The 25,499-nt window shown below is 69.7% G+C and carries 18 protein-coding genes; 11 read left to right on the top strand and 7 right to left on the bottom strand.

All coding sequences use genetic code 11. The features are described 5' to 3' along the window. Positions 1-146: 146 nt before the first annotated feature. On the bottom strand, positions 147-926 hold the full coding sequence (locus AC069I_RS44185; protein WP_478268064.1) for an exodeoxyribonuclease III: 780 nt from the start codon (positions 924-926) through the stop codon (positions 147-149). 96 nt (positions 927-1,022) lie between these two features. After that, positions 1,023-1,760, bottom strand: coding sequence for a S1 family peptidase (locus tag AC069I_RS44180; protein ID WP_478268063.1), 738 nt, complete (start codon positions 1,758-1,760; stop codon positions 1,023-1,025). Positions 1,761-2,009: 249 nt separating this feature from the next. On the opposite strand from AC069I_RS44180, the gene uvrC reads away from it, so the two are divergent. The 4 genes from uvrC to whiA are packed head-to-tail and all read left to right on the top strand — an operon-like array spanning position 2,010 to position 6,844. Further along, positions 2,010-3,968 carry an excinuclease ABC subunit UvrC gene (gene uvrC, locus AC069I_RS44175; RefSeq protein WP_478227514.1) on the top strand — a complete coding sequence of 653 codons (1,959 nt, stop codon included), beginning with the start codon at positions 2,010-2,012 and terminating at the stop codon, positions 3,966-3,968. 50 nt (positions 3,969-4,018) lie between these two features. Continuing rightward, positions 4,019-4,876 carry an RNase adapter RapZ gene (rapZ, locus tag AC069I_RS44170; RefSeq protein WP_034311885.1) on the top strand — a complete coding sequence of 286 codons (858 nt, stop codon included), beginning with the start codon at positions 4,019-4,021 and terminating at the stop codon, positions 4,874-4,876. Next, positions 4,863-5,864 carry a gluconeogenesis factor YvcK family protein gene (locus AC069I_RS44165; RefSeq protein ID WP_478268062.1) on the top strand — a complete coding sequence of 334 codons (1,002 nt, stop codon included), beginning with the start codon at positions 4,863-4,865 and terminating at the stop codon, positions 5,862-5,864. Before rapZ ends, AC069I_RS44165 begins: the two co-directional genes overlap by 14 nt. After that, entirely contained in the window at positions 5,855-6,844 is a 990-nt protein-coding gene (whiA, locus tag AC069I_RS44160) for a DNA-binding protein WhiA (RefSeq protein WP_005152315.1), read from the top strand. Before AC069I_RS44165 ends, whiA begins: the two co-directional genes overlap by 10 nt. A gap of 170 nt (positions 6,845-7,014) precedes the next feature. Here whiA and AC069I_RS44155 read toward each other — a convergent pair whose 3' ends face one another. Beyond that, positions 7,015-9,966 (bottom strand): FHA domain-containing protein, encoded by a 2,952-nt coding sequence (locus AC069I_RS44155; protein ID WP_478268066.1) that lies wholly within the window; start codon positions 9,964-9,966, stop codon positions 7,015-7,017. A 76-nt stretch (positions 9,967-10,042) separates the two neighbouring features. On the opposite strand from AC069I_RS44155, the gene AC069I_RS44150 reads away from it, so the two are divergent. Together AC069I_RS44150 and AC069I_RS44145 are read left to right on the top strand one after the other, a co-directional pair. Further along, a complete protein-coding gene (locus AC069I_RS44150; RefSeq protein WP_478227517.1) occupies positions 10,043-10,966 on the top strand; it encodes a hypothetical protein in 924 nt (307 codons plus the stop codon). 84 nt (positions 10,967-11,050) lie between these two features. Then, positions 11,051-12,055, top strand: coding sequence for a glucosyl-3-phosphoglycerate synthase (locus tag AC069I_RS44145; protein ID WP_478268061.1), 1,005 nt, complete (start codon positions 11,051-11,053; stop codon positions 12,053-12,055). Here the strand turns inward: AC069I_RS44145 and AC069I_RS44140 are convergent. Further along, entirely contained in the window at positions 12,029-12,907 is an 879-nt protein-coding gene (locus AC069I_RS44140) for a sterol desaturase family protein (RefSeq protein ID WP_478268060.1), read from the bottom strand. The two genes, AC069I_RS44145 and AC069I_RS44140, sit on opposite strands and share 27 nt — an antisense overlap. 84 nt (positions 12,908-12,991) lie before the next feature. On the opposite strand from AC069I_RS44140, the gene AC069I_RS44135 reads away from it, so the two are divergent. Then, a complete protein-coding gene (locus tag AC069I_RS44135) occupies positions 12,992-13,603 on the top strand; it encodes a TetR/AcrR family transcriptional regulator (RefSeq protein WP_478233847.1) in 612 nt (203 codons plus the stop codon). 109 nt (positions 13,604-13,712) lie between these two features. On the opposite strand, the gene AC069I_RS44130 is transcribed toward AC069I_RS44135, so the two are convergent. Beyond that, the gene (locus AC069I_RS44130) at positions 13,713-16,226 is read right to left on the bottom strand and encodes a PQQ-dependent sugar dehydrogenase (RefSeq protein WP_478268065.1); all 2,514 of its coding nucleotides are present in this window, start codon (positions 16,224-16,226) and stop codon (positions 13,713-13,715) included. Between the two features lie 333 nt (positions 16,227-16,559). After that, positions 16,560-16,997 carry a PPOX class F420-dependent oxidoreductase gene (locus AC069I_RS44125; protein ID WP_478227520.1) on the bottom strand — a complete coding sequence of 146 codons (438 nt, stop codon included), beginning with the start codon at positions 16,995-16,997 and terminating at the stop codon, positions 16,560-16,562. A 109-nt stretch (positions 16,998-17,106) separates the two neighbouring features. Between AC069I_RS44125 and AC069I_RS44120 the strand changes: the two genes are divergently transcribed. The 3 genes from AC069I_RS44120 to AC069I_RS44110 are packed head-to-tail and all read left to right on the top strand — an operon-like array spanning position 17,107 to position 23,837. Beyond that, a complete protein-coding gene (locus tag AC069I_RS44120; RefSeq protein ID WP_478227612.1) occupies positions 17,107-18,558 on the top strand; it encodes a hypothetical protein in 1,452 nt (483 codons plus the stop codon). 47 nt (positions 18,559-18,605) lie between these two features. After that, positions 18,606-19,346: a hypothetical protein gene (locus tag AC069I_RS44115; RefSeq protein WP_046199931.1), complete on the top strand. Its 741-nt coding sequence runs from the start codon at positions 18,606-18,608 to the stop codon at positions 19,344-19,346. Positions 19,347-19,358: 12 nt separating this feature from the next. After that, on the top strand, positions 19,359-23,837 hold the full coding sequence (locus AC069I_RS44110) for a hypothetical protein (protein ID WP_478268059.1): 4,479 nt from the start codon (positions 19,359-19,361) through the stop codon (positions 23,835-23,837). 85 nt (positions 23,838-23,922) lie between these two features. On the opposite strand, the gene AC069I_RS44105 is transcribed toward AC069I_RS44110, so the two are convergent. Beyond that, entirely contained in the window at positions 23,923-24,861 is a 939-nt protein-coding gene (locus AC069I_RS44105; protein ID WP_478268058.1) for an AraC family transcriptional regulator, read from the bottom strand. A gap of 87 nt (positions 24,862-24,948) precedes the next feature. Between AC069I_RS44105 and AC069I_RS44100 the strand changes: the two genes are divergently transcribed. Continuing rightward, on the top strand, positions 24,949-25,371 hold the full coding sequence (locus tag AC069I_RS44100) for a nitroreductase family deazaflavin-dependent oxidoreductase (RefSeq protein ID WP_340683117.1): 423 nt from the start codon (positions 24,949-24,951) through the stop codon (positions 25,369-25,371). Positions 25,372-25,499 lie beyond the last annotated feature (128 nt).

Genomic DNA, 25,499 nt, shown 5'->3' with positions numbered 1-25,499 from the left:
CCGTCCCCCGAAGAACTGGACCAGTGGGCGGAGAGGCTGGCGGGCACGCTGGTGGTCGCGTTGGTCGTGAGTGGCGATTCGGGTTAGAACCCGAATCGCCACTCACGACCACCCCGACCGATACCCGCCCCGGACCGGCCGGCCGCTCAGAGCGAAAGATCCACCACGATCGGCGCGTGGTCCGAGGGCCCCTTCCCCTTCCGCGCCTCACGGTCCACATAGGAATCCGTCACCGCACCGGCCACCGTCGCGTCGGCGTAGACGAGGTCGATCCGCATTCCCTTGTTGTTCGGGAAGTTCCCGGCCCGGTAGTCCCAGTACGTGAACGGGTGGTCGTACTTCAGCGGCCGCGGGAACACGTCGGACAGCCCGAGGTCGCGCAGCGCGGCGAGCGCCTTCCGCTCCGGCTCGGTCACGTGCGTCGATTCGGCGAACAGGCCGATGTCCCACACGTCCGCGTCGGTCGGCGCGATGTTGAAGTCGCCGAGCACCGCGAACGGCAGCCCGCGCGCCTGCTCCTCTCGCACGGTCGCCTCCAGCGCCGAAAGCCAGGCGAGTTTGTAGCCGTAGTGCGGGTTCTCCAGGTCACGCCCGTTCGGCACGTACACCGACCACAGCCGCAGCCCGCCGCAGGTGGCGCCGATGGCCCGCGCGTCGGCCTTGTCCTCGAAGGTGGGCTCGCCGGTCAGGCCCCGTGTCACGTCTTCCAAGCCGACGCGGGACACGATCGCGACGCCGTTCCAGCGTCCGATGCCGTACGCGGCCGTCTCATAGCCCAGTTCCTTCACGGCGTCGAAGGGGAAGGCGTCGGTGCCGCATTTGAGTTCCTGCAAGCACAGCACGTCCGGCTGTACCGAGCCGAGCCAGTCCAGCACCCTTGGCAGCCGGGGTCCGATCGAGTTCACGTTCCAGGTCGCGATCCGCATGCCCGCGAGCGTCCCACACCCCACCGACACCCTGACGTGAAAGGGCCCCTGCCGCGACGGGTCACGTCGCGACAGGGGCCCCGGCCGGGGTGGAGGTCAGACCCCGGTGGTCGAGCGGATCCAGGAGCGGGCCGAAGCGACGCTGCCGTAGTTGTTGGTGCCGCGGATGTTCGAACCGCTCTGGTTCTGCACGGTCGAAGCGACACCCACCTGGACGCCGTTGGAGACCTGGGGGCCGCCCGAGTCGCCCTTCCACGCCGAACCGTCGATGCCGACGCTCTGGATGGCCGGGCCGCCGTAGGCGTCGCGCGAGGTGCCGGTGACGCGAACGTTGGCCACCTTCAGCGCCAAGGCGGGCGGGCCGGTCGGGGTCTCACGGCCCCAGCCGTAGAGCTGGTTGGTGCTGCCGACCGACGGGTTCGAGCTGGCCAGGCCGATCGGCGTGACACCGGCGTCGGAGGCCAGGTGCAGCAGCGAGATGTCGGCGCCGTTCGGCGAGGACACCTTGCGGTCGACGGCGATCTCACGGCCGCCCTGGAGCTGGTTGCTGCCGACGCGGACCCGCATGCCGCTGCCGTCGGAGTCGAGGCAGTGCTTGGCGGTCAGGACCCAGCGCTGGGCGATGACGCTGCCGGAGCAGTTGAACCCGTCCCACTGACGGCCCGGGGTGTTGACGTAGATCTGGGCGCCCCAGCTCACGGTGGGGGCGGTGCCGCCGCCCACGATGTTGGGCTGGACACCGGTGGGGGTGCCCGCGGAGGCGACCGCGCCGGCGGTCATGGTGAGGGCTGCGGCGGCGAGGGTGGCGGCGCCCAGCGTACGAAGACGGCTCACGGTGCAGGAGTCCTTTCGAGCGTCATCTGACGAAGAACCGAGTGAAGTGGAACTGGGACGGAAAGTAATCAACCGGTTCACTCGCCAGGAACCAACGAACGTCGGTTCCGGCCGAAGACCCGACTTAGGTCGGTATACGTAGTGAAATACGGACCGGATCGTGGGAATGGCCACTCGAAGGGTTGACCGGAGCGCGGCTAAGGACGGGGCCTCGTAAGACTGTCGGTGGTGCCCCATAGGCTTGGCGGCGTGGCTGACCCGACCACCTACCGTCCCTCGCCGGGGAGCATCCCGGACGCCCCCGGCGTGTACAAATTTCGTGACGCCACGAAGAGGGTCATCTACGTCGGCAAGGCGAAAAGCCTCCGCGGCAGGCTGAACTCGTACTTCGCCGATCTCACCGGCCTTCACCCGCGCACCCGCCAGATGGTGACGACGGCGGCGAGCGTCGAGTGGACCGTGGTGAGTACCGAGGTCGAGGCGCTCCAGCTGGAGTACAACTGGATCAAGGAGTTCGACCCGCGGTTCAACGTCCGTTACCGCGACGACAAGAGCTATCCCGTCCTCGCCGTCACGATGAACGAGGAGTTCCCGCGCCTGCACGTCTATCGCGGCGCGCGCAAGAAGGGCGTGCGGTATTTCGGTCCGTACGCGCATGCTTGGGCCATCCGCGAAACGCTCGACCTGCTGCTCCGGGTCTTCCCGGCGCGCACCTGCTCGGCGGGCGTCTTCAAACGGCACGGCCAGATCGGCAGGCCCTGCCTGCTGGGCTACATCGGCAAATGTTCCGCGCCGTGCGTCGGCAAGGTCTCCGCCGACGAACACCGCGCGATCGTCGAGGACTTCTGTGATTTTCTCGCCGGCCGCACCGACGCGCTGATCCGCCGACTGGAACAGGAAATGGCGGCCGCGTCCGAAGAGCTGGAGTTCGAGCGTGCCGCCCGGCTGCGGGACGATCTCGGCGCGTTGCGGCGCGCGATGGAGAAGCAGGCGGTCGTGCTCGGCGACGGTACCGACGCGGACGTCGTCGCCTTCGCCCACGACGAACTCGAAGCCGCCGTCCAGGTCTTCCACGTGCGCGGCGGCCGGGTCCGCGGCCAGCGCGGCTGGGTGATCGACAAGGCCGAGGAGATGGGCGTCCAGGAACTCGTCGACCACTTCATCACGCAGTTCTACGGCGAGCAGGCCGAACGCGCGGACGATCCCGACGGCGGCCCGCCGGTGCCGCGCGAGGTCCTCGTCCCCGAACTGCCCGCCGACGCGGAGGCGCTCGGCGAGTGGCTTTCCGGGCTGCGCGGGTCGAGGGTGAGCCTGCGGGTCCCGCAGCGCGGCGACAAGCGCGCCCTCGCGGAGACGGTGACGCGCAACGCCGGCGAGGCGTTCACCCAGCACAAACTGCGCCGCGCCGGCGATCTCACCGCGCGGTCGGCCGCGCTGGCGGAACTGCAGGACTACCTGGCGCTGGAAACCGCGCCACTGCGCATCGAATGCGTCGACATCAGCCATATCCAGGGCAGTGACGTGGTGGCGTCGCTCGTGGTGTTCGAGGACGGGATCCCGCGCAAGTCCGAGTACCGGCGCTTCGCGTTGCGCGAGGCCGCGGAGGAAGGCGACGTCGCCTCGATCGCCGAAGTCGTCCGTCGCCGGTTTTCCCGCTACCTCAAGGAAAACGCCGAGGGTGCCGAGGTCGATCCGGACCGTCCGGGCATCGACCCGGAGACCGGCAAGCCGCGCAAGTTCGCCTACGCGCCGAACCTGCTCGTCGTCGACGGCGCGGGCCCGCAGGCCACCGCCGCCGCGGACGTCCTCTCCGAACTGGGCGTCACCGACGTCGCCGTGGTCGGCCTGGCGAAGCGGCTGGAGGAGGTGTGGCTCCCGGGCGACCCCGACCCGGTGATCCTGCCGCGCACCTCCGACGCGCTGTATCTGCTGCAGCGGCTGCGTGACGAGGCGCACCGCTTCGCCATCCGGTACCACCGGGAGAAGCGGTCCAAACGGATGCAGGTGTCCGCATTGGACGGTGTGCCCGGGCTGGGGCAGGCTCGCCGTACCGCGCTGATCAAGCATTTCGGCTCGGTGAAGAAGCTCCGCGAAGCGCGGATAGAGGAGATCGAGGCGGTGCCCGGCTTCGGCAGGCGCACCGCCGAAGCGGTCGTCGCGGCACTCGCAGGGGAGAAAGCCGCGGCGGCGGGGGAGTCCAGTACGTGACCGGTGAAGGGACCATTGTGAGTGCGCAAGAAGAAGGCCGCGGTTCGGGGATGGAGGTCGCGGTCGTTTCCGGTCTGTCCGGCGCCGGCCGCAGCACCGCCGCGAAATGCCTGGAGGATCTGGGCTGGTTCGTGGTGGACAACCTGCCGCCCGAGCTGATCGCGACCATGGTCGAGCTCGGCGCGCAGGCGCGGGGCGCGATCACCAAGGTCGCCGTGGTGATGGACGTGCGTTCGCGCGCGTTCACCGACGACCTGGCGTCGGTCATCAAGGACCTCGACGCCCGCGGGTACAAGCCGCGAGTCCTGTTCCTGGAGGCCACGGACGCGGTGCTGGTGCGCCGGTTCGAGGCCGTCCGCCGCGGTCACCCGATGCAGGGCGACGGGAGGCTCGCCGACGGCATCACCGCCGAGCGCACGCTCCTGGAGCCGCTGCGGGAAGAGGCCGACCTTGTGCTCGACACTTCGTCGCTTTCGGTGCACGACCTGCGCGCCAAGATCGAGGACGCCTTCGGCTCCGAGGCGAGCACGCAGACCAGGGTCACCGTGCTGTCGTTCGGCTACAAGTACGGCCTGCCGATGGACGCCGACCTGGTGATGGACGTCCGATTCCTGCCGAACCCGTTCTGGATCCCGGAACTGCGCGACCACACCGGTCTCGAAGGCGAGGTCCGCAACTACGTGCTCAGCCAGGAAGGCGCGGACGAGTTCCTCGACCGCTACCACCAGCTGCTGCGCCTGATCGGCGCGGGCTACAAGCGCGAAGGCAAGCGGTACCTGACGCTGGCCGTCGGCTGCACGGGCGGGAAGCACCGCAGCGTCGCCATTTCCGAGGAACTCGCCCAGCGTCTGTCCAATGAGGATGGTATGGCCGTGAAGGTGGTGCACCGCGACCTTGGCCGCGAGTGATCCGCGCGCGGTCGCACTGGGGGGCGGGCACGGCCTGCACGCCACCCTCACCGCGTTGCGCCGGGTGACCTCGCAGGTCACCGCCGTGGTCACCGTCGCGGACGACGGGGGCTCGTCCGGCAGGCTGCGCCGGGAGCTCGGGCTGCTGCCGCCGGGCGACCTGCGGCAGGCCTTCGCCGCGTTCGCCGCCGAAGACGGCGGAACCCTGTGGGCGGAGGTGTTCCAGCACCGCTTCGGCGGCGACGGCGCGCTCGCCGGGCACGCGGTCGGGAACCTGTTGTTGGCCGGGCTGTTCGAGGTGCTCGGTGATCCGGTCGCCGCGCTCGACGAGGCGAGCAGGCTCATGGGCATCTCCGGCCGCGTCCTGCCGATGTCACCCGAACCGCTGGAGATCCAGGGTGAGGTTTCGGGGCTGGACGCCGAGAATCCCGAGGCGGTCCGGCGGATCCGCGGTCAGGTGGCGGTGGCGACGACCCCGGGGCAAGTGCACCGGATCAGCCTGCACCCGTCCGGCCAGGCCGACCGGCCCCCGCGTGGCTGCGCCGAGGCGATCGAGGCGGTGCTCGGCGCGGACGTCGTGTTCCTCGGCCCGGGGTCGTGGTTCACCAGTGTGCTGCCCCATCTGCTGGTGCCGGATCTGCACGACGCGTTGCTCCGAACGGACGCCACGAAGGTCGTGATCCTCAACCTGATCCCCCAACCGGGGGAGACGGCGGGGTTCTCGCCGGAGAAGCATTTGGACGTACTGTTCGAACACGCCCCGGATTTGCGGGTGGACGCGGTTATCGCGGATCGTGACTCGGTGCCCTCACCAGCCCGGTTGCGGGACGCCGCCGGGAGACTGGGCGCGCGGGCGTTGCTGGGGGCGGTGGCTGACCCGGTCGTGACGGGGCGGCATGATCCTGATGCGCTCGCGGGCTGTATGCGGGACGCTCTCGGTCTCACCGGGGGAGGAGCTGAAGGTATGGAGGGGCAGCGATGGCGATGACCGCCGCCGTGAAGGACGAGCTGAGCCGGCTGGAGATCACCAAGATCGGCCCGCGCCGCGCGGAGGTCGCGTCGATGCTGCGATTCGCGGGCGGGCTGCATATCGTGGCCGGCCGCGTCGTGGTGGAGGCCGAACTCGACACCGGTTCGGTGGCGAGGCGGCTGCGCAAGGAGATCCACGAACTGTACGGACACCAGTCCGACGTCCACGTCATCTCCTCCAGTGGATTGCGCAAGGGCACGCGGTACGTCGTCCGGGTGGTCAAGGACGGCGAGGGGCTCGCCCGGCAGACCGGCCTGATCGACCAGCGCGGCCGCCCGGTGCGCGGGCTGCCCGCCGCCGTCGTGTCCGGTGGTGTCGCCGACGCGGAAGCCGCCTGGCGCGGCGCGTTCCTGGCGCACGGTTCGCTCACCGAACCCGGGCGCTCGTCGTCGCTCGAAGTGACCTGCCCCGGCCCCGAGGCCGCGCTGGCGCTCGTCGGCGCCGCCCGGCGGATGGGCATCCAGGCCAAGTCGCGCGAGGTCCGCGGCGCGGACCGGGTCGTCGTGCGTGACGGTGACGCCATCGGCGCGCTGCTGACCCGGCTCGGCGCGCACACGAGTGTGCTCGCCTGGGAAGAGCGGCGCATGCGCCGCGAGGTGCGCGCCACCGCGAACCGGCTCGCGAACTTCGACGACGCGAACCTGCGTCGTTCGGCCCGCGCGGCCGTCGCCGCGGCGGCCAGGGTGGAGCGCGCGCTGGACATCCTCGGCGAATCCGCCCCGGAGCACCTGCTCGCCGCGGGCAAGCTGCGCCTGTCGAACCGGCAGGCCTCGCTCGAAGAGCTCGGTCAGCTGTCCGATCCGCAGATGACCAAGGACGCCGTCGCCGGCCGGATCCGCCGCCTGCTGGCGATGGCCGACAAAAAGGCGAAGGAACAAGGCATTCCGGACACCGAATCCGCGGTCACGCCGGACATGCTCGAAGAAGACGAGGCCTGATCAGCTCGCGTTCAGTCCTCTGGATGCGGTAATTGCGTGTGCAAGGACCGCATCCAGAGGACTAAATGCGGTGTTCGCCGAAGTTCCATGGCGGCCGCCCGGCTGCTGCACGGCCCTGATGGCGATCGTCGATAGTCCACAGTGGAGCGTGTCCGCGGTGCGCTCACCGCTCACTCCCGCGTACCCCAGTAGCCGAGCTGCTCGCGGATCTTCCGGGTTTCGCCGTGCCGTTCGCCGCGGACCTCGACGGAATCGCTGAGCAGCGAGGTCCAGGTCGAGAGCGCCTCGGTGACCTGGCCCGCCTTGGCTAGGGCGAGCGCGAGGCCGAACCGGAGATCGAGGACGTCGGGATGCCGGTCACTCTGCCGTCTCCTCGCTTCGTCGAGGAGCCGTCGGTAGTCCGAAACGACGGGTGGGGGGTGCTCGATTTCGGCGCTCCAGAAAGCGATGTTGTGCCGGACGTGGCTGACGATCTCGTCTTCGTCCAGCGCCTGTTTCGCCTGTGGCAGCAATTCCCTGGAGAGGCGGAGGGCTTCCTCCCCGTTCCCGGTCTTGCCGGTCGCCACCGCGAGGAAATGCCGTGCGTGCAGGGTCTCGCGATGATCAGCTCCGAGAGCGTGGCTGGCGTCGCGGACGAGGGCTTCGAACTCGATCCGGGATTCTTCGAAGCGGCCGAGCTCGGCGAGCAGATGCCCGATGTTGTTGCGGATGCTCAAGACGTCTTCGTCGCCGTCCGACAGGGTGATCGTGGCGATCGGCAGCAGTTCTTCGAATCGGGCGAGCGCCGCGGCCGCGTCACCCGCCTTGCCGGTCCACGTCGCGTGCCGTGCCTTGCAGCGCAGCGTGATCCGGTCGGTCTCGCCGAGTTCCCGTTCGGCGCGGTTCGCCCAGGCCGCCCAGCGTTCCCGGTTCTCGACGGGGATGTGGGACGCCCTGCGCTCCAGCGCGGCGAGGGCGTCTTCGCGGAGTCCGGCGAGCCAGAAGTGCTCGGCCTCGTTGGCCGCCGCGTAGCCTTGTTCCAGCGTCGGCTCGTCGTCTACGGTCACGAGTGCCACCTCCGAGGTCGCCGCCGCCAGCCGGGCGTGCTGGCGGGTCGCCGCGTCGGGGGAGAGAACGGGCGGTTCTTCGGTCCACAGGACGGTTTCGTCGGCGAGACCCGCCCGCGTCCGGCTGACCGAGTCTCCGAGCCCGGCCAGGAAATCACGGACGTGCACCCGCCGCTCCGGGCCACCCGCCGCCGCGCTCGCCGCGGTGAGGATCGAGATCGGGATGGGCCCGCGGGTCGCGGCCAGCCCCAGCAGTTCCAGCAGGAGCGCGTGACCCGGCCGCGGCGAGGCCACCGCACCGGTGCCCTGCTCGACGTCGGACACGTCTTCCTCGGCCGCCTCATCCACCTGCGCGACGCTGATGAAGGTGACCGTCGAATCACCGAGCCGGAGAACGTCGCCGTGCGCCAGCTCGGCGTCCGGCACTCGCTGCCCGTTGACGAAGGTGCCGTTGGCGGAGTCGAGGTCGGTCAGCCACGCGGTCGTTCCGTCCCAGCGGATCTTGCAGTGGAGCCGGGACACCCGCGAGTCCCCGAGGCGGACCGCGGCGTTCCTGCTGCGGCCGAGCGTCGTGAGCCCGAAGGACAGTTCGTGGTGCGCGGGCGGCTGACCGGGGACGTCGATGATCAGGGTGGCCGGGGTGATCCTCGGTGAGGTGGCCGAACCGGCGTGATGGCGACCCCACTCTTCGGCGTCCTCGGGTTCCCGCGTCACCGGCCGCGGATCCACGGTCGGCCACCACCCGCCGGGTGGCTCGAAACCGCCGGCCAGTACCAGTGAAACCTCCGCCGCGGGCGGAAGGCGCCCCGGATCCCGCGTCGCCACGACCGTCGTCACCAGCTCCAAGCCCGGGTCCGTCGAAAGGCTCCGGACGAGGCCGTACAGGCGTTCCCGGACGTCGGGGTCGAGGTCGTCGAGCCCGTCGATCGCGATCCGCACCGGTGCTTCGGTCCACTGTGGAGCGAGCGTCCGCAGGGGACCGAGCAGCGCCAGATCGAAAGCGCTGGCACCGCTGCGGGCGGCGTCGTCGAGCCCGGCATGGTGAGCCTGCTCGGCTTCGGCGAAACCGGGCACGGTGCGCCGCAACTGGCGGGCGAGTTCCCCCGCGAGCCGCTCCGCCGTGTCGCCGCGGCTCGCGAACAGGACGCCGTGCAGGAAGTCGGGCGGCACGTAGGAGCCGGCCACCGACGGCCGGGCGAGCGCGGCGAGCATGGTCGACTTCCCCGCGCCGGCCTCACCCGTGATCGCGACCAGCCGGGCGCCGGTGAGCAGGCGCCCGACGGTCTCGCCGAGTTTCGGATCCTGCTGGTAGTTCGCGGTCAGCCGTTCGATCCGGGGCGCGGCCGGGTTGCCCGCCAGCGGGGAACGCCGCCAAGAGGGGGAGGAGTTCAGCGCGAGCCACAGCCCTTGATCGGCCTCGGCCACCTCACGGGTGCCGTCGAAACCGAGGTGGATGGCGGTCTGCATCGGGCACAGGCCGGTGATCACCCGTTTGAGATCCGCGCACCGGACCCGTTCGCCGAACTCCGCGTGCCCCGACCGCAGCACCGAGACCAGTGACCGGCTGAAACACCCGTTGGCCGCGACGCGGTCGTCCGAGGCGGTGAGTAGGTCGAAACGTTTGCCCGCTTCGCCGACGATCCTCAGCCAGCGCTGGCCCGCCTGCCTCGCCCCGATACCGGCGTGGCAGGTGTCGAGCAGGATCACCAGACCGTCCAGCATCGAGTAGCGGCCGAGCAGCTCCTTGATGCGCTGGGCGAACAGGAACGACCTGCGGCTGTCCACCGGCAGGCCGGTGTCCTTGGTGAGGAAGTAGAAGTCGTCGTCGGCGTATTCGCCGTGGCCGACGAGCGAGAGGAAGAGCGTCGCCTCGTCTTCCGACGCGCGCTCGAAGGCCTTCACGAGCGCGTCGTCCAGTTCGACCATCGTCGGGTCGACGAGCAGGCCGCGGCCGTCTTCGAGCGCGGGCACGCAGCCGCCGATCTCAGGGTCGAGCAGGGCCGTCGAGACCTGATGCCCCGCGTCGGGGAGGAACGAGAGAAGGTTCAGTGAGTCGCATTGCGACGCGACCACCAACGACCTGCGCTCTCCCACGGAGATCACTTTGTCTCATCGGGCGGTCACCCGGCAAGGGGCCGCGATACTGTGCGCCATGGCTCGGATCGTTCTGGTGCACGGCATCGCCCAGGAACAGAAGTCCGCGGACACCCTCGAGGCCGAATGGCTGCCGAGTCTGGCGGGCGGTGTCCGGCTCGCCGGTGACACCGCGCTGGCCGACGCCGTGTGGCGCGACGCCCGGCCCGGCGACGCGCGAATGGCCTTCTACGGCGACCTTTTCCGCAAGGACGGCCAGCAAGGCGGCGCGGACGAACTGACCGCGGACGAGTGGGCGCTCGCCGAGACCCTGGCGGCGGAATGGCTCCGCAACGCTGCTTCGTCGGCGTCCCGCGAGACGGACCGGGACCGGGCGAGGGCTGAATTGGCCCAGCTCGACGGCCCGGCCGGGGAGACCCAAGGGGTGCGCGCGGCCGCCCGCCCGGTGCTGAACGCGCTGGTGCGGCTGAAGCCGTTCGCGAGACTCGGGGTCGCGTTCGCCGAACGCGTGGTGGTCAAGGCGCTCAAACAGGTGACGCTGTACCTCACCGACGAGACGATCCGGGAACGCGTGCAGGAGCGCGTCGCCGAGCACATCGGGCCGGAGACCGAGGCGATCGTCGGGCATTCGCTCGGTTCCGTCGTCGCCTACGAAGCCGCCCATCGGCATGGCCGTCCGCTGCCGCTGCTGCTCACCCTCGGCTCGCCGCTGGGCCTGCGCACGGTGGTCTACGAACGGACCCGTCCGCAGCCGCCGTGTGTCCCGCCCGGCGTCGCGCGCTGGGTGAACCTGGCCGACCGGGACGATCTCGTCGCCGCCCGGCCGGATCTCAGCGGCATGTTCCCCGGCGCCGACGGTGTCCTGGACAGCGGCTACACCGTCGACAACGGCGCGAAACCGCACGAGGCGGCGTTCTACCTCGCCAAGCGACGGACCGGGGAGGTCCTCTCCCAGGCGTTAACCTGTCGCGGGCAGGCGTAACGCGGCGGTTTCCGCGGTGACGACCGATGGAAACAGCCTCACTCGAAGATCGCCGGAGAGGTGATCTTCGAGGAAGGGACAGCCATGCGGGTATCGGCGGAGGTCGGCAGGTGGCTCGCGCGGCGCAGCAGCCGGGCGGGTGACTGGTGGGCGGCGGAGCTGGTCGCCGCCAAACGCGGGACCCGGGTTTCGGTGGTGATCCCGGCCCGCGACGAGGAGGAAACGGTCGGCGCGATCGTCGGCACCATCCGGCGCGAACTCGTCGAACAGTTCCCCCTGGTGGACGAGATCCTGGTGGTGGACAGCCATTCCACCGACGCCACCGCCGAGGTCGCCCGTGCGGCCGGAGCGGGCGTCGTCGCGCAGGACGCGGTGTTCCCGGAGCTGGAAAGCCTGGCAGGCAAGGGAGAAGCGCTCTGGAAGGGCGTCGCCGAAACCACCGGCGATCTCGTCGCCTTCGTCGACGGCGATCTCCGCGATTTCACCGCCGGCTACGTGACCGGTCTGCTGGGGCCGCTGCTGACCGACCCGGGGATCGCCTACGTCAAAGGCTTCTACCACCGTCCGCTCGCCGGGGCGGCAGGCGTCGAACCCGACGGCGGCGGCCGCGTCACCGAACTCGTCGCCCGGCCGCTGCTCAACATGTACTGGCCGGAACTGGCCGGTTTCGTCCAGCCGCTCGCCGGCGAGTACGCGGGACGCCGTGAAGTGCTCGAAGGCATCCCGTTCGTCACGCACTACGGCGTCGAGGTCGGCCACCTCATCGACCTGCTCGAAGCGCACGGCCTCGACGCGCTCGCGCAGGTCGACCTCGGTCACCGGACCCACCGCCACCAGAGCACGCAGGCCCTCGGCCGGATGTCCGCGCAGATCATGCTGACCCTGATGGACCGGCTGGAACGCGGGGGCCGGGTGATCTCCGCGGCGCCCCCGTCGACGTCGCTCGCCCAGTTCCGGCGCGGTGCGGGGGAGTCCGTCGAGCGGGAACTCGTGCTCACCGACGTGGCCCTCACGCAGCGGCCGCCGCTGGAGAGCCTCCCGCCGGAGATCCGCCCGGAGAACTCACCCGCCTTGCGCAGGAGCGCTTAACGCCTCCCTGGGTTGCCACCCCGGCGGGCCGAACACGTAGCCGAGCCTGTCCCGCCACGACCCCGCCGCGCGGACGTCGCGCAGGATCGAGCCGTACTCGTGGAAGCCGACCTTGAGCAGGTTGTAGGACTCGACGTTCTTGGTCAGCCCGTAGGTCGGGCGCTTGCCCTCCGGCACGAAACTGCCGAACATCCGGTCCCAGATGATCAGGATGCCGCCGTAGTTCGCGTCCAGGTACTCCTGGTCGCTGCCGTGATGCACACGATGGTGTGAAGGCGTGTTGAACACGTACTCGAACCAGCGCGGCAGCTTCCGGATCTTCTCGGTGTGCACGAAGAACTGGTACACGAGGTCGATCGACAGGCCGGTGAGGATCATCCACGGCGGGATGCCCGCGAGCGCGAGGACCGACCAGAACGGCAGCTGGAAGTACGGTGTCCACTTCTGCCGTAACGCCGTCGAGAAGTTGTAGTGCTCGCTCGAGTGGTGCACTTGGTGGCCCGCCCACATGATCCTGACGCGGTGGCTCGCCCGGTGGTAGGCGTAGAAGACGATCTCCTGGCCCAGCAGCATCAGGACCCAGGTCCACCAGTCGTGCGGGCTGAACTTCACCGGCGCCAGTTCGTAGAGCGCGGCGAACACGAACAGCATGACGATGCGGAAGACACCGTTGATCACCACCGCCACCGCGCCCATGGACATGCTCGTGCGGGTGTCCTTGACGCTGTAACCGATGACGTTGTCGTCGTGGCCCAGCACGTGCAGCGCGAGGATCTCGATCGCGACGAACAGCAGGAACACCGGTGTCGCCAGCAGCACCGGGTCACTCAGATGGGCAAGAAAATCCGCCACCGCACCTCTCCCTCGTCCGCCCCCGTAATCTGACCATCAGGTAACTTACCCGAGGGTCACTTACCTCAGGGTAAGATAATCGCCGTGACAGAAGCAAGGGCCGTCGGCACGAAGGGGGTGCCCCGCGAAGAGCGGGAGGCCCAGATCGTGCGCGCCGGGACGGAGGAGTTCGGCAAGAACGGGTACGCCGGGGCGTCGATGGTGGAGATCGCCCGCCGGGTCGGTGTCACGAAACCCTTGCTGTACCAGTACTTCGGCTCGAAGGACGGGCTGTACCTCGCCTGCCTGCACCGCGCGGGGGACAGGCTGACCGAAGGCGTCGCCGAGACGATGGCGGCGGAGGCCGAGCCGCCGGAACGGATGCCGCTCGCGGTGCTCTCGGCCATTTTCGAGACGTTCGACAACGACCGGTACGCCTGGAAGCTGCTCCGCGACCCGACGGTGCCCTCGACGGGTGAGATCGCCGGCGTCGCGATCGACTACCGCTACCGGCTCGACGGGTTCGCCTTGGTCGGCGCCGCCCAGCTGATGCGCTCACGGGGCCTGGACGACGATCGCGACATCGAGGCGATCGCGCAGGTGTGGACCGGCGTGGTCGATTCGCTGATCAGCTGGTGGATCGACCAGCCGGACCAGGACGCCGCGGCGATGACCGAGCGGTGCGGGCGGATCATGCGGAACCTGTTCGGCTGGTGAGCACGTAAAACGCCACCCCGCCGGGAGGTCCCGGACGGGGTGGCGTTCCTCCAGCTCACACTGGATACGGTCGGGGTGCCCGGCGCCGCTCCGGACACCCCGACCGTGCTCAGGACGCGGCGCTGGATTTGCCGCGTAGTTTGACGTTGGCCGTCGAGGCGTTCTTGATCGCCGTTTCGATCTGAGCCATCGTCGAGGACGAGGACAAGCCCGGAACCGTTGCCGACTTCAACGCGTAGAGCGTGAAGGTGTAGGGATGGCTGGAGCCGCCGGGGCAGGGGCCGAAGTACTTCTGCGAGTTCGCCCCGCTGCCCATGGCCTTCTGCTTGGCGCCGTTCTGGTTCGGGACGGTGTAGCCCGCTCCGAGGCCTTCGGGCAGTGACACTGTGGACCCTGAGGACGCCGGGATGTCCCAGATCGCCCAGTGCGGTTTGTTGCCGTTGTTGGCCACGTCGGCGAAGACGATCGCGTAGCCCTTGGCGCCGGTGGTCCCGGCGCCCCACGCCAGCGGCGGGGAGGTGTCCTGGCCCGCGGTGCCGTCGCCGGCGCAGGTGAACTTGTCCGGGATCGACGCGTTGTCGGCGAACGCGGAACTGGTCAGCTTGAACGCTCCCGGCTGCGAGGCACCGGGGAACTTCAGCCGGACCACGACGTTGTCGATCCCGCTCGGGGTGCCGCCGTTCTTGTCCGCGTTGGTCGAGGTGACCCACAGGCCGCCGTCCGGTGTCTTGGTGACCGAGCGGAGCCTGCCCCAGCGGCCGGAGAACAGCGACTGCACCGAGCCGACGCCGTTGCCAGCCGCGTTGATCTGGGTGGCGAAGAGCTGCTGGCTGGTGACGGCCGCGACGTAGATCCAGTCGTTGACGATCTCGATCCCGCTCGGCCCGCCGGAACTGGTCGGCCAGGTCTTCTTCGGCGCGATCGTGCCGGCGCAGCTGCCGGTGGTCCCTTCGCACTGGGACCAGCCGAAGTTGCCGCCCTTCTGGATCAGGTTGAGCTCGTCCTGGGTGCCGTCCCCGAATTCCGAGGACCACAGCTGGCCGCGGGAGTCCCACGCGAGGCCCTGCGGGTTGCGGTGCCCGTAGCTCCAGACGTACCGGGCGTTGCCGCCGGTGGAGAAGAACGGGTTGTCGTTCGGCGCCGAGCCGTCGGGGTTGAGCCGCAGGATCTTCCCGTTGAGCGAACTCTTGTCCTGCGCCGTCGCCTTGTTCTGCCCGTCGCCGACGGTGGCGTAGAGCTTGCCGTCCGGACCGAACCGCACCCTTCCCCCGTTGTGGTAACGGTTCTTGGCGATCCCGGTGAGCACCGGCGTCGACGTCGAGGACAGCTTTCCGTTCTCGTAGGTCATCTTCACGATCCGGTTGTCCCCGGAAGCCGTGTGGTAGAGGTAGATCGCGTGATCGGTGGCGTAGTTCGGCGAGATCGCGATGCCGAGCAGGCCGCCCTCGCCACTGGTGCCGACCGCGCCGGGAACCTTGCCGAGCGTGGTCTTCTCGCCCGACGGCGTGATCCGCAGGATCTCGAACCGGTCCCGTTCGGTCGCCAGCCCGGTTCCGTCCGGCAGGAAGTCGACGGACCAGGCGAGGTCCACCTTCGTGATGTCCTTGTCGTATTCGGGAATCCCGCCGCCCGCGGCGCCGCTCGTCTTCGCGGTCAGTGCGTTGCTCGCGGCCGATGCGTTGCCGTCGAGGTCACGCGCCTTCACCGTGAAGGTGTACGACGTGTTCGCTGTCAGGCCGGTCACCGTGGCTTCGAGCGAAGGCGTCGTCGCGACCTTCGTGGTGCCCTGGTACACGTCGTAGCCGGCGATCGTGCCGCTGTTGTCCGTGGAAGCGTTCCACGCCAAGGAGACGCTGTTCGCGGTCACCGACGTCGAGCGGAGGTTCCCCGGCACCGTCGGTGGTGTGGTGTCCCCGCTGGGCGGTGTCGTGAACTGGACGACATTGCTTTGCTGCGAAGGGTTTCCGGCCGCGTCGAAGGCGCCGACCGAGATGTCGTAGGCCGTGTTCGGCTGCAGGTTGTCGACGGTCGTGGTGAGCGTGTTCCCGTCGACGGTCTTGAGAACGTTGCCGCCGCGCATGACGTCGTAGCGGACCACGCCGACGTTGTCGGTCGCGGCCTCCCAGGTGAAGGTGGCGCTGCGGGCCTTGATGTCCTTGGCGGCCAGGTTCTTCGGCGGGGTCGGCGCTTCGGCGTCGAGCACCCCGCTCGCGGTGAGCTTGTCGGCGTTGGGACCGCCGTTCGCGGTCGTCGCGGTGGTGCGGATCTTGTTGGCCCCGGCGGCCAGCGCGACGTCCTTCGTGACGGTTTTCCAGGTGGTCCACGCCCCCGTACCGGGGAAGGACAGTGTCCCGGCGGCCGTGCCGTTGACGCTGAGGGAGACGGGCCGGTCGATCGTGGTTCCGTTGGCGTAGCGGAAAGTCAGCGTCTGGGTTCCGGCCTGCGCGGCGTTCACCGTGTACTCGACATAGCTGCCGATGACGTTGTCGAAGTTCACGAACCCGGTGCCGGAATAGCCGGCGTGGTTCTTTTCGACGGCGCCTTGGGAGATCGTCGCGGCTTCGGATTCGTGATCGGTCGGTGCCGCGCCGGCGGGCAGAGCCGGCAGGACGGCGAAGGTCATCGCCGTCGCGGCGGCACACGTGAGCAGCGCGCGCCACGGTGGTCGGGGTGCCACTGGAGCCTCCATGCGTGAAGTTCGGGGTCGGGAGGTGCAACGGCGGACCGGGCGAGCCCGGCGGGGGACGTGGAGTTTTAGTTAGGAAACTTTCCTATCTATGGTTCAGATCACACACCAGCGGGTGCTTCGTGTCAATACTTGACCAACATCAACACGGAGGGTCACCTCCCGAAACGCGTTTAGTCCTCTGGATGCGGTCCTTGCACACGCAAGGACCGCATCCAGAGGACTAAACGCGATGGGAGGGAAGGGGGCCTTCACGCGGAGACAAAGGCGTCAGCCGGCGATGTCCGCCCGCGCGATCACCTTCGTGATCCGCGCCCGCACCAACGACTCCTCGGGCACGGCGTTCCGCTTGCCGTAGGCCTCGGCCTTGTCCTCGCCCATGTACCGCCCACCGAGCCTGGTCGCCCATTCGAGCATCTCGTCGAGGTCGTCGTGCAACACGGCTTCGGCGGTGAACTGCACGTACGAGTACGGCGGCCGCTGGTCGTCGACGGCCAGCGAAAGCCGCGGATCGCGCCGCAGCGCCTTCCCCTTGAGGGTGTCCGTGCCGGTGGTGAAGATCAGCTCGTCACCGTCCGGCCCCTCGTTCAGCAGGAACCACACCGGCGTCACGATCGGCGCCCCGTTGGCGCGGACCAGGCCGAGCATGCCCGTCCGCGTGCCCTCGCTCGCGAACTTCCACCATTCGTCCCGGCTCATTTCACGCATGAACCAGACGCTACCGCCGCCCGGAGCGCCGGGCACCCCGGTCACCCGTGCGGGGCGCGAGGGGCGGCGACTAGCCTGGCCTGCTGTGCGAGACGACGAGCTGACCGGGATGGGGCTGGCCGACGAGGGGCTGACCCGCCGCCTCAAGGCGCTGGCCTGCACCGCGCCCTTGCACGACCTCGACGCGCGCAAGGCGAAGCTGGACTGGGCGGACGCCACGATCTACCAGATGGCCGAGATCGCCCTGCACACGATCGACCAGGTCACCGTCTCGATGGACTTCGACACGGGCGCCGATCACGAACAGGTGATCGCGCGGCTGCTGCCGTTCGTGGCGCTCCAGGCGCCCGGCCGGACGCCCGACGAGCACGCCAAGGTCGCCCGGTGGGTCCTCGACAACCTGATCAACGTCGGCACCACGGATCGCGGGTTCCGCCGCGTCTACGGCTCCATCGGCCCCGGCGGCGGCTACCAGCGCCGCCAGTTCGACTTCAAGCTGCTCGTCGAGCTGGCCGCACCCGACGGCGAGGTCTACCTGCGCGCCACCGACGAGGCGATCAACGTGCTCGTCGGCGCGCTGGACACCGACGTCGAGTCGGCCCAGATCGCGGCCGAGGTCAAACTGGAGAACCTGATCAACCGCGGCCGCCTTGCCGACGCGAAGCTCGCGGCGGAACAGGCCCGCTACCGGACGGTCCAGTACGGCGAGACCCTGCGCGCCAAGCTCGACGCCACCCGGCGCGACGTGCGCGCGGTCGACTGGGAGCGCGAGGTCCCGGACCTGCTGGATCAGGCGCTGTCCCATATCGAGTCCCGCTTCCGCGCCGAGAACGCGATCCTCAAGAACATCACCGCGTCGAGGGACGAGACCGAGGACCTCGACCGCAAACGCCGCGCGGCCGAGCTCGTCGACATCGTCGGTGACTGCATCCGCCGCCACACCCGGCTCCAGTCACGGCTGGCCGACGCGGGCGCGGTGTTCCGCGCCGAGCAGGACCGTCAGCAGTTCTCCGGGCCGCCGCAGCGCGCGACGATCGACCTGTTCGGCCAGCTCCTGATGCCGACGCTGGGCCTGCCGATCGCCGAAGCCGTCGCGCCCGCCGAATCGTTCTTCCACGCCGGCGCCGGGATCTCCCCACCGACCGTGCCGTCGTTGTCGTCGCTGGTGTCGCTGCTGCTGCGGCCTGCCCCCGAACGCGACCAGCTCGTCGGCGAAATCCCCGAACCCGAACTCATGCCCGCCGAGGTCACCGACCGGTTCGGCGACGAGCAGTGGCGCCTCGCCGACGACCTGCTCGACCTGCCGGAGGTGCCGCGGAGGCTGTCCGGGCTGCTCGAAGAAGCTCGCCGGATCGATCCCGGGCTGCCGGCCCTGGTCGCCCTGCGGGCGGTGCACGCCTACAGTCCCGAGGTCGGCGCGGCGCTGCGGCAGGGGGAGCGCCAGGTGCTGCTGGCCGTCGACGACGGCACGCTGCTCGAAGATCCCGAGTTCGGCGGAGCGGATCTGCTGCTTTCGTCGGCCACGGTCGATCGCCACGAAGATGAGGAGGAGGTCGCGTGACGACCACAGGGGACGTCGAATCCGCGGCCCGGCTCGTCTCCTTCGGGATGCGCCCGAAGCAGTTGCCGTCGCGGGACGTCGTGTACGGCGACCTCGTCCGGCGCTACGGCGAAGACAGGGCGTTCAAGCAGCTCACGCACGCGGTCGCGGCAGGGCTCGGGCTGATGGTGCTGGAGGTCAACCTCCAAGCCGGTGCCGTGCTGGCGGCGACCGACGAGTCCGTCTTCGAGATCAAGATGGACAGCTACGCGCGGCAGAGCAAGATCCGCGAACGCCGGGAGACCGAGAAGGTCCTGCACGGGCTCGTCCACCTCGCGACCGCCGCGCTCGGCTACCCGCGCCCGGACGATCTCGCCAACGACACCTACATCGGCCGCGTCAGTGTCGAGCAGGTGGACGCGATGGTGCGGGAGGCCTGCCGGATCCTCGACGAGCGCGCTGCGGAGGCTGAGGCGAACAACGACCCGCTGGCCGACGCGCCCGAACTCGAACAGGCCTGGCGCGCCTACGCCCGGCGTCCGGCGGCCGCGGCGACCAAGGACGGCAGGCTGGCGTCGGACACCACTCGCGGCATGGTCGCGCGCGCTCTGCGCTTCCTCGCCGATCAAGGGTTTCTCGTCCAGGTCAGCGGAGAACAGGGCGGGACCTACCGGACGACACCGCGTTATCAGGTGCAGGTGCGTGAACTCGCCGCCGACGCGGCCTTCGACGACCTGCTCGAACTGAACGTCGTCTCGGTCGCCAACGGCGGCGGGACCTTGCGCGCGGCCGCGTCGGACACGCTCTAACAAGGGGAATCGATGTACGAGCTTTCGCGGGTTCGCCTGCACTCGGTGGGCCCGGCGGGCGCGCGGTACCAGGATGTCGTGCTGGACTTCAGCGGCGTCGGCGCGGCCATCACCGCGCCCAAACAAGACGCGCTGTTCAGCGCCGGGATCCACCTGGCGGGGGAGGGGCCGCCGCGGCGCCCGTCGCCGGCGAGCGTGCTGTTCCTGGAGAACGGCGGCGGTAAATCCGTCCTGATCAAGCTGATCTTCTCGGTCATGCTGCCCGGCCGCCGCCAGGTCGTCGGCACGACGAACACCAAGGTGCTGGAGAAGTTCGTCGCCGCCAAGGACGTCTCGCACGTCGTGCTGGAGTGGCTGCAGGTCGAGACCGGCCACCGGGTGATCACCGGCAAGGTGTCGGAATGGCGCGGGCACGTGGTGTCGGCGGACTCGGAGAACCTCGTCGATTCCTGGTACTGCTTCCGGCCGACGCCCTCGCTCGATCTGGACTCGCTCCCGCTGACGTCGGACGGCAGGCTGCTGACGATGTCCGGCTTCCACGACCAGCTCGACAAGGTGCACGGCGGCGAGCCCGAACTGGAGCTGTTCTGGACGCGGCGTCACCACGAATGGACGTCCCGGCTCGACGGGCTCGGCCTCGACACCGAACTCTTCCGGTACCAGCGCGCGATGAACGCCGGTGAGGGCGAGGCGGCGGACGCCTTCGCGTTCAGCACCGACGAGGCGTTCGTCGAGTTCCTGTTGCGCGCGGTGCTTTCGGAGGAGGAGCCGAAGGATCTCGCCGAGGTTGTCGCGACGTACGCGCACAACCTCGCACGGCGCGGGGATCTGCTGTCGGAGCGCGATTTCGTCGCGGGCGCGCTCGACCTGCTCACGCCGCTGGCGGACGAGGAAAGCGTCGCCGCCGCTTCACGGAAGCTCGCCGACGCGGCCCGCGCCGAGATGCGGACGCTGGCCGGGCAGGTCGCCGCGCGCGACAAGCTGGAGAACGAGCGGCTGAGCGGGCTCGAACAGCACGTCGACGAGGTGAAGTCCGCGGAGAAACTGGCCGAGGGCGACCACCGCCGTCTCACCGCCGGGGTCACCGAACTCCGCCGCCTGGTCGGGAAACTGCGGCTCGAGGAGGCGCAGGAGAGCAAGAAGCGGATCGACGGCGAACTGGCCGAGGCCAAGACCGCAGCCGAGGCCTGGCGTGAATGCGCCACCGTGCTGAACCACCTCAACGCGTCGCGCAAGGCGCGAGATTTCCGGGAACTGGTGGGGAATCGCGAGCAGAAGGCGCAGCCCGCGCTGCAGGCGCGCAACGCCGCCGCGGGCGCGCTCGCGCGGGGCCTGCTGGCCCTGGCCAAGAACGCCACCGAGCAGGCGGCGAAGGCCGAAGCCCATGTCGGCGCGCTGCGTGCCGAGGCGGAGAAGGCTCAGGCGGAACGCGACGAGTCGGCGAACCTCGCGGCCTCGCGCCGGGCGGAGGCCCGAGGGCTGGGAGCGAGGATCGCCGAAATCCGTGAGGAGATCGCGGAAACCGTCCGGTCCGGCGCGCTCAAGGCCGGTGCCGACGTCGCCGAAGCGGCGCGTGCGGCCAGGGCGGAGACCGAGGAGACCGCCGCCGAACTCGTCCGGCGCGAACAGGAACTCGAACGCGTCGCGGAGGATCTGCGATCCGCGCAGGCCACCGTCAACGACGCGCACCGGCTCGCGGGGTCTGCAAAGGACCGTCTGGAGCGCGCGGCAGACGAACTCGACCGGGCCAACCGGCGCACCGACGCGCTAGCCGTCGAACCCCGGCTGAGCGAGCTCCTCGGCGCGGACGACGTCACGCTGGAGACGGACCTTCCGGTATTGCTGGAGCGTCTACGCGAGGCGGGTTCGGCCGCGGAGAAGGAGCAGACCGCGCTGCGGATGGAGGAATCGGTCGACGAGCGCGCGCTGAACGCGCTCGGTTCGGGCGGCCTCCTGCCCGCCACCGAAGAGGTCCAGGCCGCGTTGGACGCGCTGGAAGCCGCCGGGATGAACGCGTGGTCCGGCTGGCGCTATCTGTCTACTTTGGACAAGAAGCGGCGGGCGGCCGTGCTGGCCCGCGCGCCCCAGCTGGTCTCGGGGATCCTGCTCAACGAACCGGATCAGGTCCGGCGCGCCGAGAAGGTCCTGTCGGAGCGGCGTCTGCTGCCCACGACGATCATCCCGGTCGCCACGACCGAGGCCACCACGACCGACCGTCTGCCGGACGAGGCCGGGATCGAATTCCTGGTGCCGCCCAACCCGGCGATGTACGACGAGGAAGCCGCAGACGCCGAGCGCGAGGCCATCGCGCTCCGGCACGCGGAGCGTCAGCGTCGGCTGGAAGCGCTGGCGACGTCGCTCGCCGACGACAGCGCCCTGTCGTGGAAGCTCAAGACCTGGCGCGAGGACTACCCGCCCGGCAGCATCGCGACACTGGCCGAGCAGCTCCAGAACGCGCGCACCGCGCACGAAACCGCGCAGGCCGCGCTGGAGCAGGCGGAAAAGGAATTCCAGCGCCTCGGTGAGAAGGCGGCAGGGCTGCGGGAACGGGTCCCCGAACTGCGTGCGGCTTCGGCCGAGGCGGGGGAGCGGGCCCGCGGGCTCGAAACGCTCGCCGCGCGTGCCGCGAAGATTCCCGAGTGGACGGACGACGTCGAACGCGCGACCGAGACCGCCCAGCGGGCGGAGGCGACGGCTTCCGAAGCAGCCGTGAAGGCGTCCCGGCTGCGCGAACAGGCGAGCGAGGAGCAACGCACCGCCGACGGGCACCGCCGCACGGCGACGACCGCGAAAGCGGAACTGGCCGAGGTACCGGGATCGAGTGACGTCACCGAAAACGACCCCGTGCCCACCGAACCGGTGGACGCGTTGCGGCGTACGTTCGCGTCGGCTTCCGAGGCGTACGCGAAGGTGGAGGTCGGCAGTGACCTCCGTGCCGAACTCGACCAGGCCGAGAGTGTCGAGGCGTCCACGCGGGCGGCCGTGGAGGCCCTGGACGACGCCGTCCGCGAGCGGGCATCGGCGTTGCTGGAAACGCCGGACGGCTCCGACGCTTCGGCACGGGCGGCCGCGCAAGCGCGGGCGAACCGCGCGGTCGCGGTGCTGGAGGAAGAGCGCACCGAGATCGTCGGGCTCGTCGCGACCCGCAAGGCGGAACTGAACCAGCTTCCGGAGCTAGCGAGCGCCCAGCTCGCCGCGATCTCGTCCGACGCGCGGCCGAAGGACATCGAACACGGCCTGGCGCTCATCGACGACGCCGGCCTGGAAGTGTCCGCCGCCGCGCGGAAATGGGAGGAGCTGCAGGAGCGCCGCGCCGCGGCCGAAGCGACGCTGGAGTCCGCGAAGGCCTCCGCGTCCGGATTCGGCCTGCTGGCCGAATCCATGGCGCACCTTTTGTCCAAAGAGGACGAAGTGGCGGCGTTCGAGGGCGATGTCGAATCCGCGCGCGCCAAGCACTCGCGGCTCAACACCTCGCTCACCGAGGCGCAGGACGCCGCCGACGCGGGTGACCGCCGGGTGCGGGCCGCGGCCGACCAGCTGGCGCAGTACGCCACGGACAAGCGGTTCGAGAAGCTCAGCACGCCGGTGCGGCAGCAGGTGATCTCGGTCCGCCGCGATCAGCTGCCCGCCCACGCCGCGGAATGGGCGGAGGCGCTGCGGCCCCGGTTGCGCACGCTCACCGACGATCTCGCGCAGATCGACCGGCACCGCGGCGGCATCATCACCCGCCTGCAGGGCATGGTCGACGGCGCACTGCGCACTCTCCGTGCGGCACAACGGGTTTCGCGGCTGCCGGACGGTCTCGGCGACTGGTCGGGCCAGGAGTTCCTGCGGATCCGCTTCACCGAACTCGAGGAGAACGTGCTCGCCGAGAAACTGGGCGAGGTCGTCGACGAGGCCGCGGTGGGGAAGACCTCCGACGGCCGGGATGTCAAGCGGGACGGGCTTTCGCTCGTCCTGCGCGGCGTGCAGGCCGCCGCTCCCAAGGGTTTCCGGGTCGACATGCTGAAGCCGGACTCCGTGCTGCGGACCGAGCGGCAGCGTGTCTCCGAGATCAGGGACGTGTTCTCCGGCGGGCAGCAGCTGACCGCGGCGATCATCCTGTACTGCACCCTGGCGGCGCTGCGGGCGAACAACCGCGGCAAGGCCCGCAACCGGCATTCCGGCGTGCTGTTCCTCGACAATCCGATCGGCCGTGCGTCGGCGGGCTATCTGCTGGAACTGCAGCGCGCGGTCGCGGAGGCGCTGGGCGTCCAGCTGATCTACACCACTGGCCTGTTCGACGCCGGCGCGCTGAGCGAGTTCCCGCTGATCGTGCGGCTGCGCAACGACGCGGATCTGCGGGCGGGGCGCAAGTACCTGTCCGTCGACGCGACGATCCGGAACGCGACCGACGAACTCGGCGAGCCGGACGGCGTCGCGCGGCTTTCGGCGACTCGGCTGTTCACGCGGCCGGCGGACGAGCCGGAGCCGGAGGAGGAGACGGCCTGACGGTCGAGGGGTGAGTTCCGGCCAAGCCGGTCCGGTGCCCCCGTCGCGAAAGTGGCTTTCGCGACCTTCAACGTCGAGCGATCCGTCACCCGACCGGCTTGAGGCCTTCCCGCGTCGAGGCCCGGTATTGCCCAGGAGCCTGACGGCGAGCGCGACGGAAGGCGCGGCTGAACGCGTACACCGACGTGTAGCCGACCGAGCGGGCGATGGTGTCCACCGTGTCGTCGGTGTCGCGCAGCCGGACGGCGGCCAGGTCCATCCGCCACTGGGTCAGGTACTCGCCGGGCGTCCGGCCGGTGGTTTCGCGGAAGCGCCGGGTCAACGTGCTGCGCGAGGTCGCCAGTTCCGCCGCGAGCAGATCGGTGGTCCACGGTTTCGCCGGGCCCTCGTGGAGCTTCGCCAGTGCCACGCTGATCAGCGGATCACCGAGGACACCGAGCCAGGTTCCTCGCGCCTCGGCCGGTTTTTCGGTCCGCCACGCGCGGAGCAATTGGACCAGGAGGATGTCGACGAGGCGGTTGAGGACGAACTCGGTGGCGATCTGCGGGGAGGCCAGCTCCCGCGACAACAGCCGGACGGTGTCGTCCAGCCCGCCGCCGACACGGTTCGCGCGGATGTGCACCAGTTCCGGCAGGGTGGCCAGCACCTGGGTGGACACCGCCGGGTCGTAGTCGTAGGACGCGCCGAGGACATGGGTGTCCACCTCGCCGGACCCGAGGCGCAACACGCCGCCGCAGGCTCGCGCCTTCTCCGCCGCCGTGCACAGGTTGGGAATGATCGCGACGTCCGGAGCGCTGCGCAGAGTGTGCTCCGGGCCGTTCGGCAACAGGACGACGTCGCCGGGCATGAGCTGCCGCGGCGGGTGCCTGGCCAGTTCCAGCCAGGCGGTGCCGCAGGTGACGGCGTAGAAGGCGGCGCGGGTGGTGCCGTGCCAGAGGATGCCCCACGGTCCGGACGCCTCGATCCGCGCCCCGGCGGTGCCACGGACGCCGCCCACGGCGAGCGCTTCGGCCAACAGGTCCATGGCATCGAGGATAGTGCGACAAACGGATATGTTCGTGGCGTCTTCAGGCATCGATACGGTCACTGAGTGCGTCATACGATCGAGGTCATGACTGACACGTTCGACTTCGACCAGATCAACCGCACCGTGATCGCCGAGTTCCGCGAGACCGGCGGCAAGGCGGGTGGCATGTTCGAGGGCTACCCGCTCGTCCTCGTCCACCACACCGGCGCGAAATCCGGCACCCAGCGGATCGCGCCGCTCGTCCCGCTTCTCGAAGGCGACCGGATCTTCATCTTCGCGAGCAAGGGCGGCTCCGACGACAACCCGGCGTGGTTCCACAACCTGGTGGCCAACCCGGACACGAAGGTCGAACTCGGCACCGAGACCTTCCCCGTCCGCGCGCGGTTGCTCACCGGCGCCGAGCGCGACGAGGTCTACGCCAGGCAGTCCGCCGTCATGCCGCAGTTCGCCGAGTACCAGAGCAAGACCAGCCGCGTCATCCCGGTCTTCGAGCTGGAGCGGGTCTAGCCCCCTCGTGAGTGGTAAAGACGGTTCTAACCGTCTGTCTGAGTTCAGGACATGTCGGACAGTTGATGTTTCAGGACCTCACGGACACTGACCGGCCTGTCGGCGTGGTGACCAGGGCTTGTGTGGTG

It is taken from the genome of Amycolatopsis sp. NPDC043885, from assembly GCF_056435685.1.
This window is presented reverse-complemented; position numbering and strand designations above follow the sequence as displayed.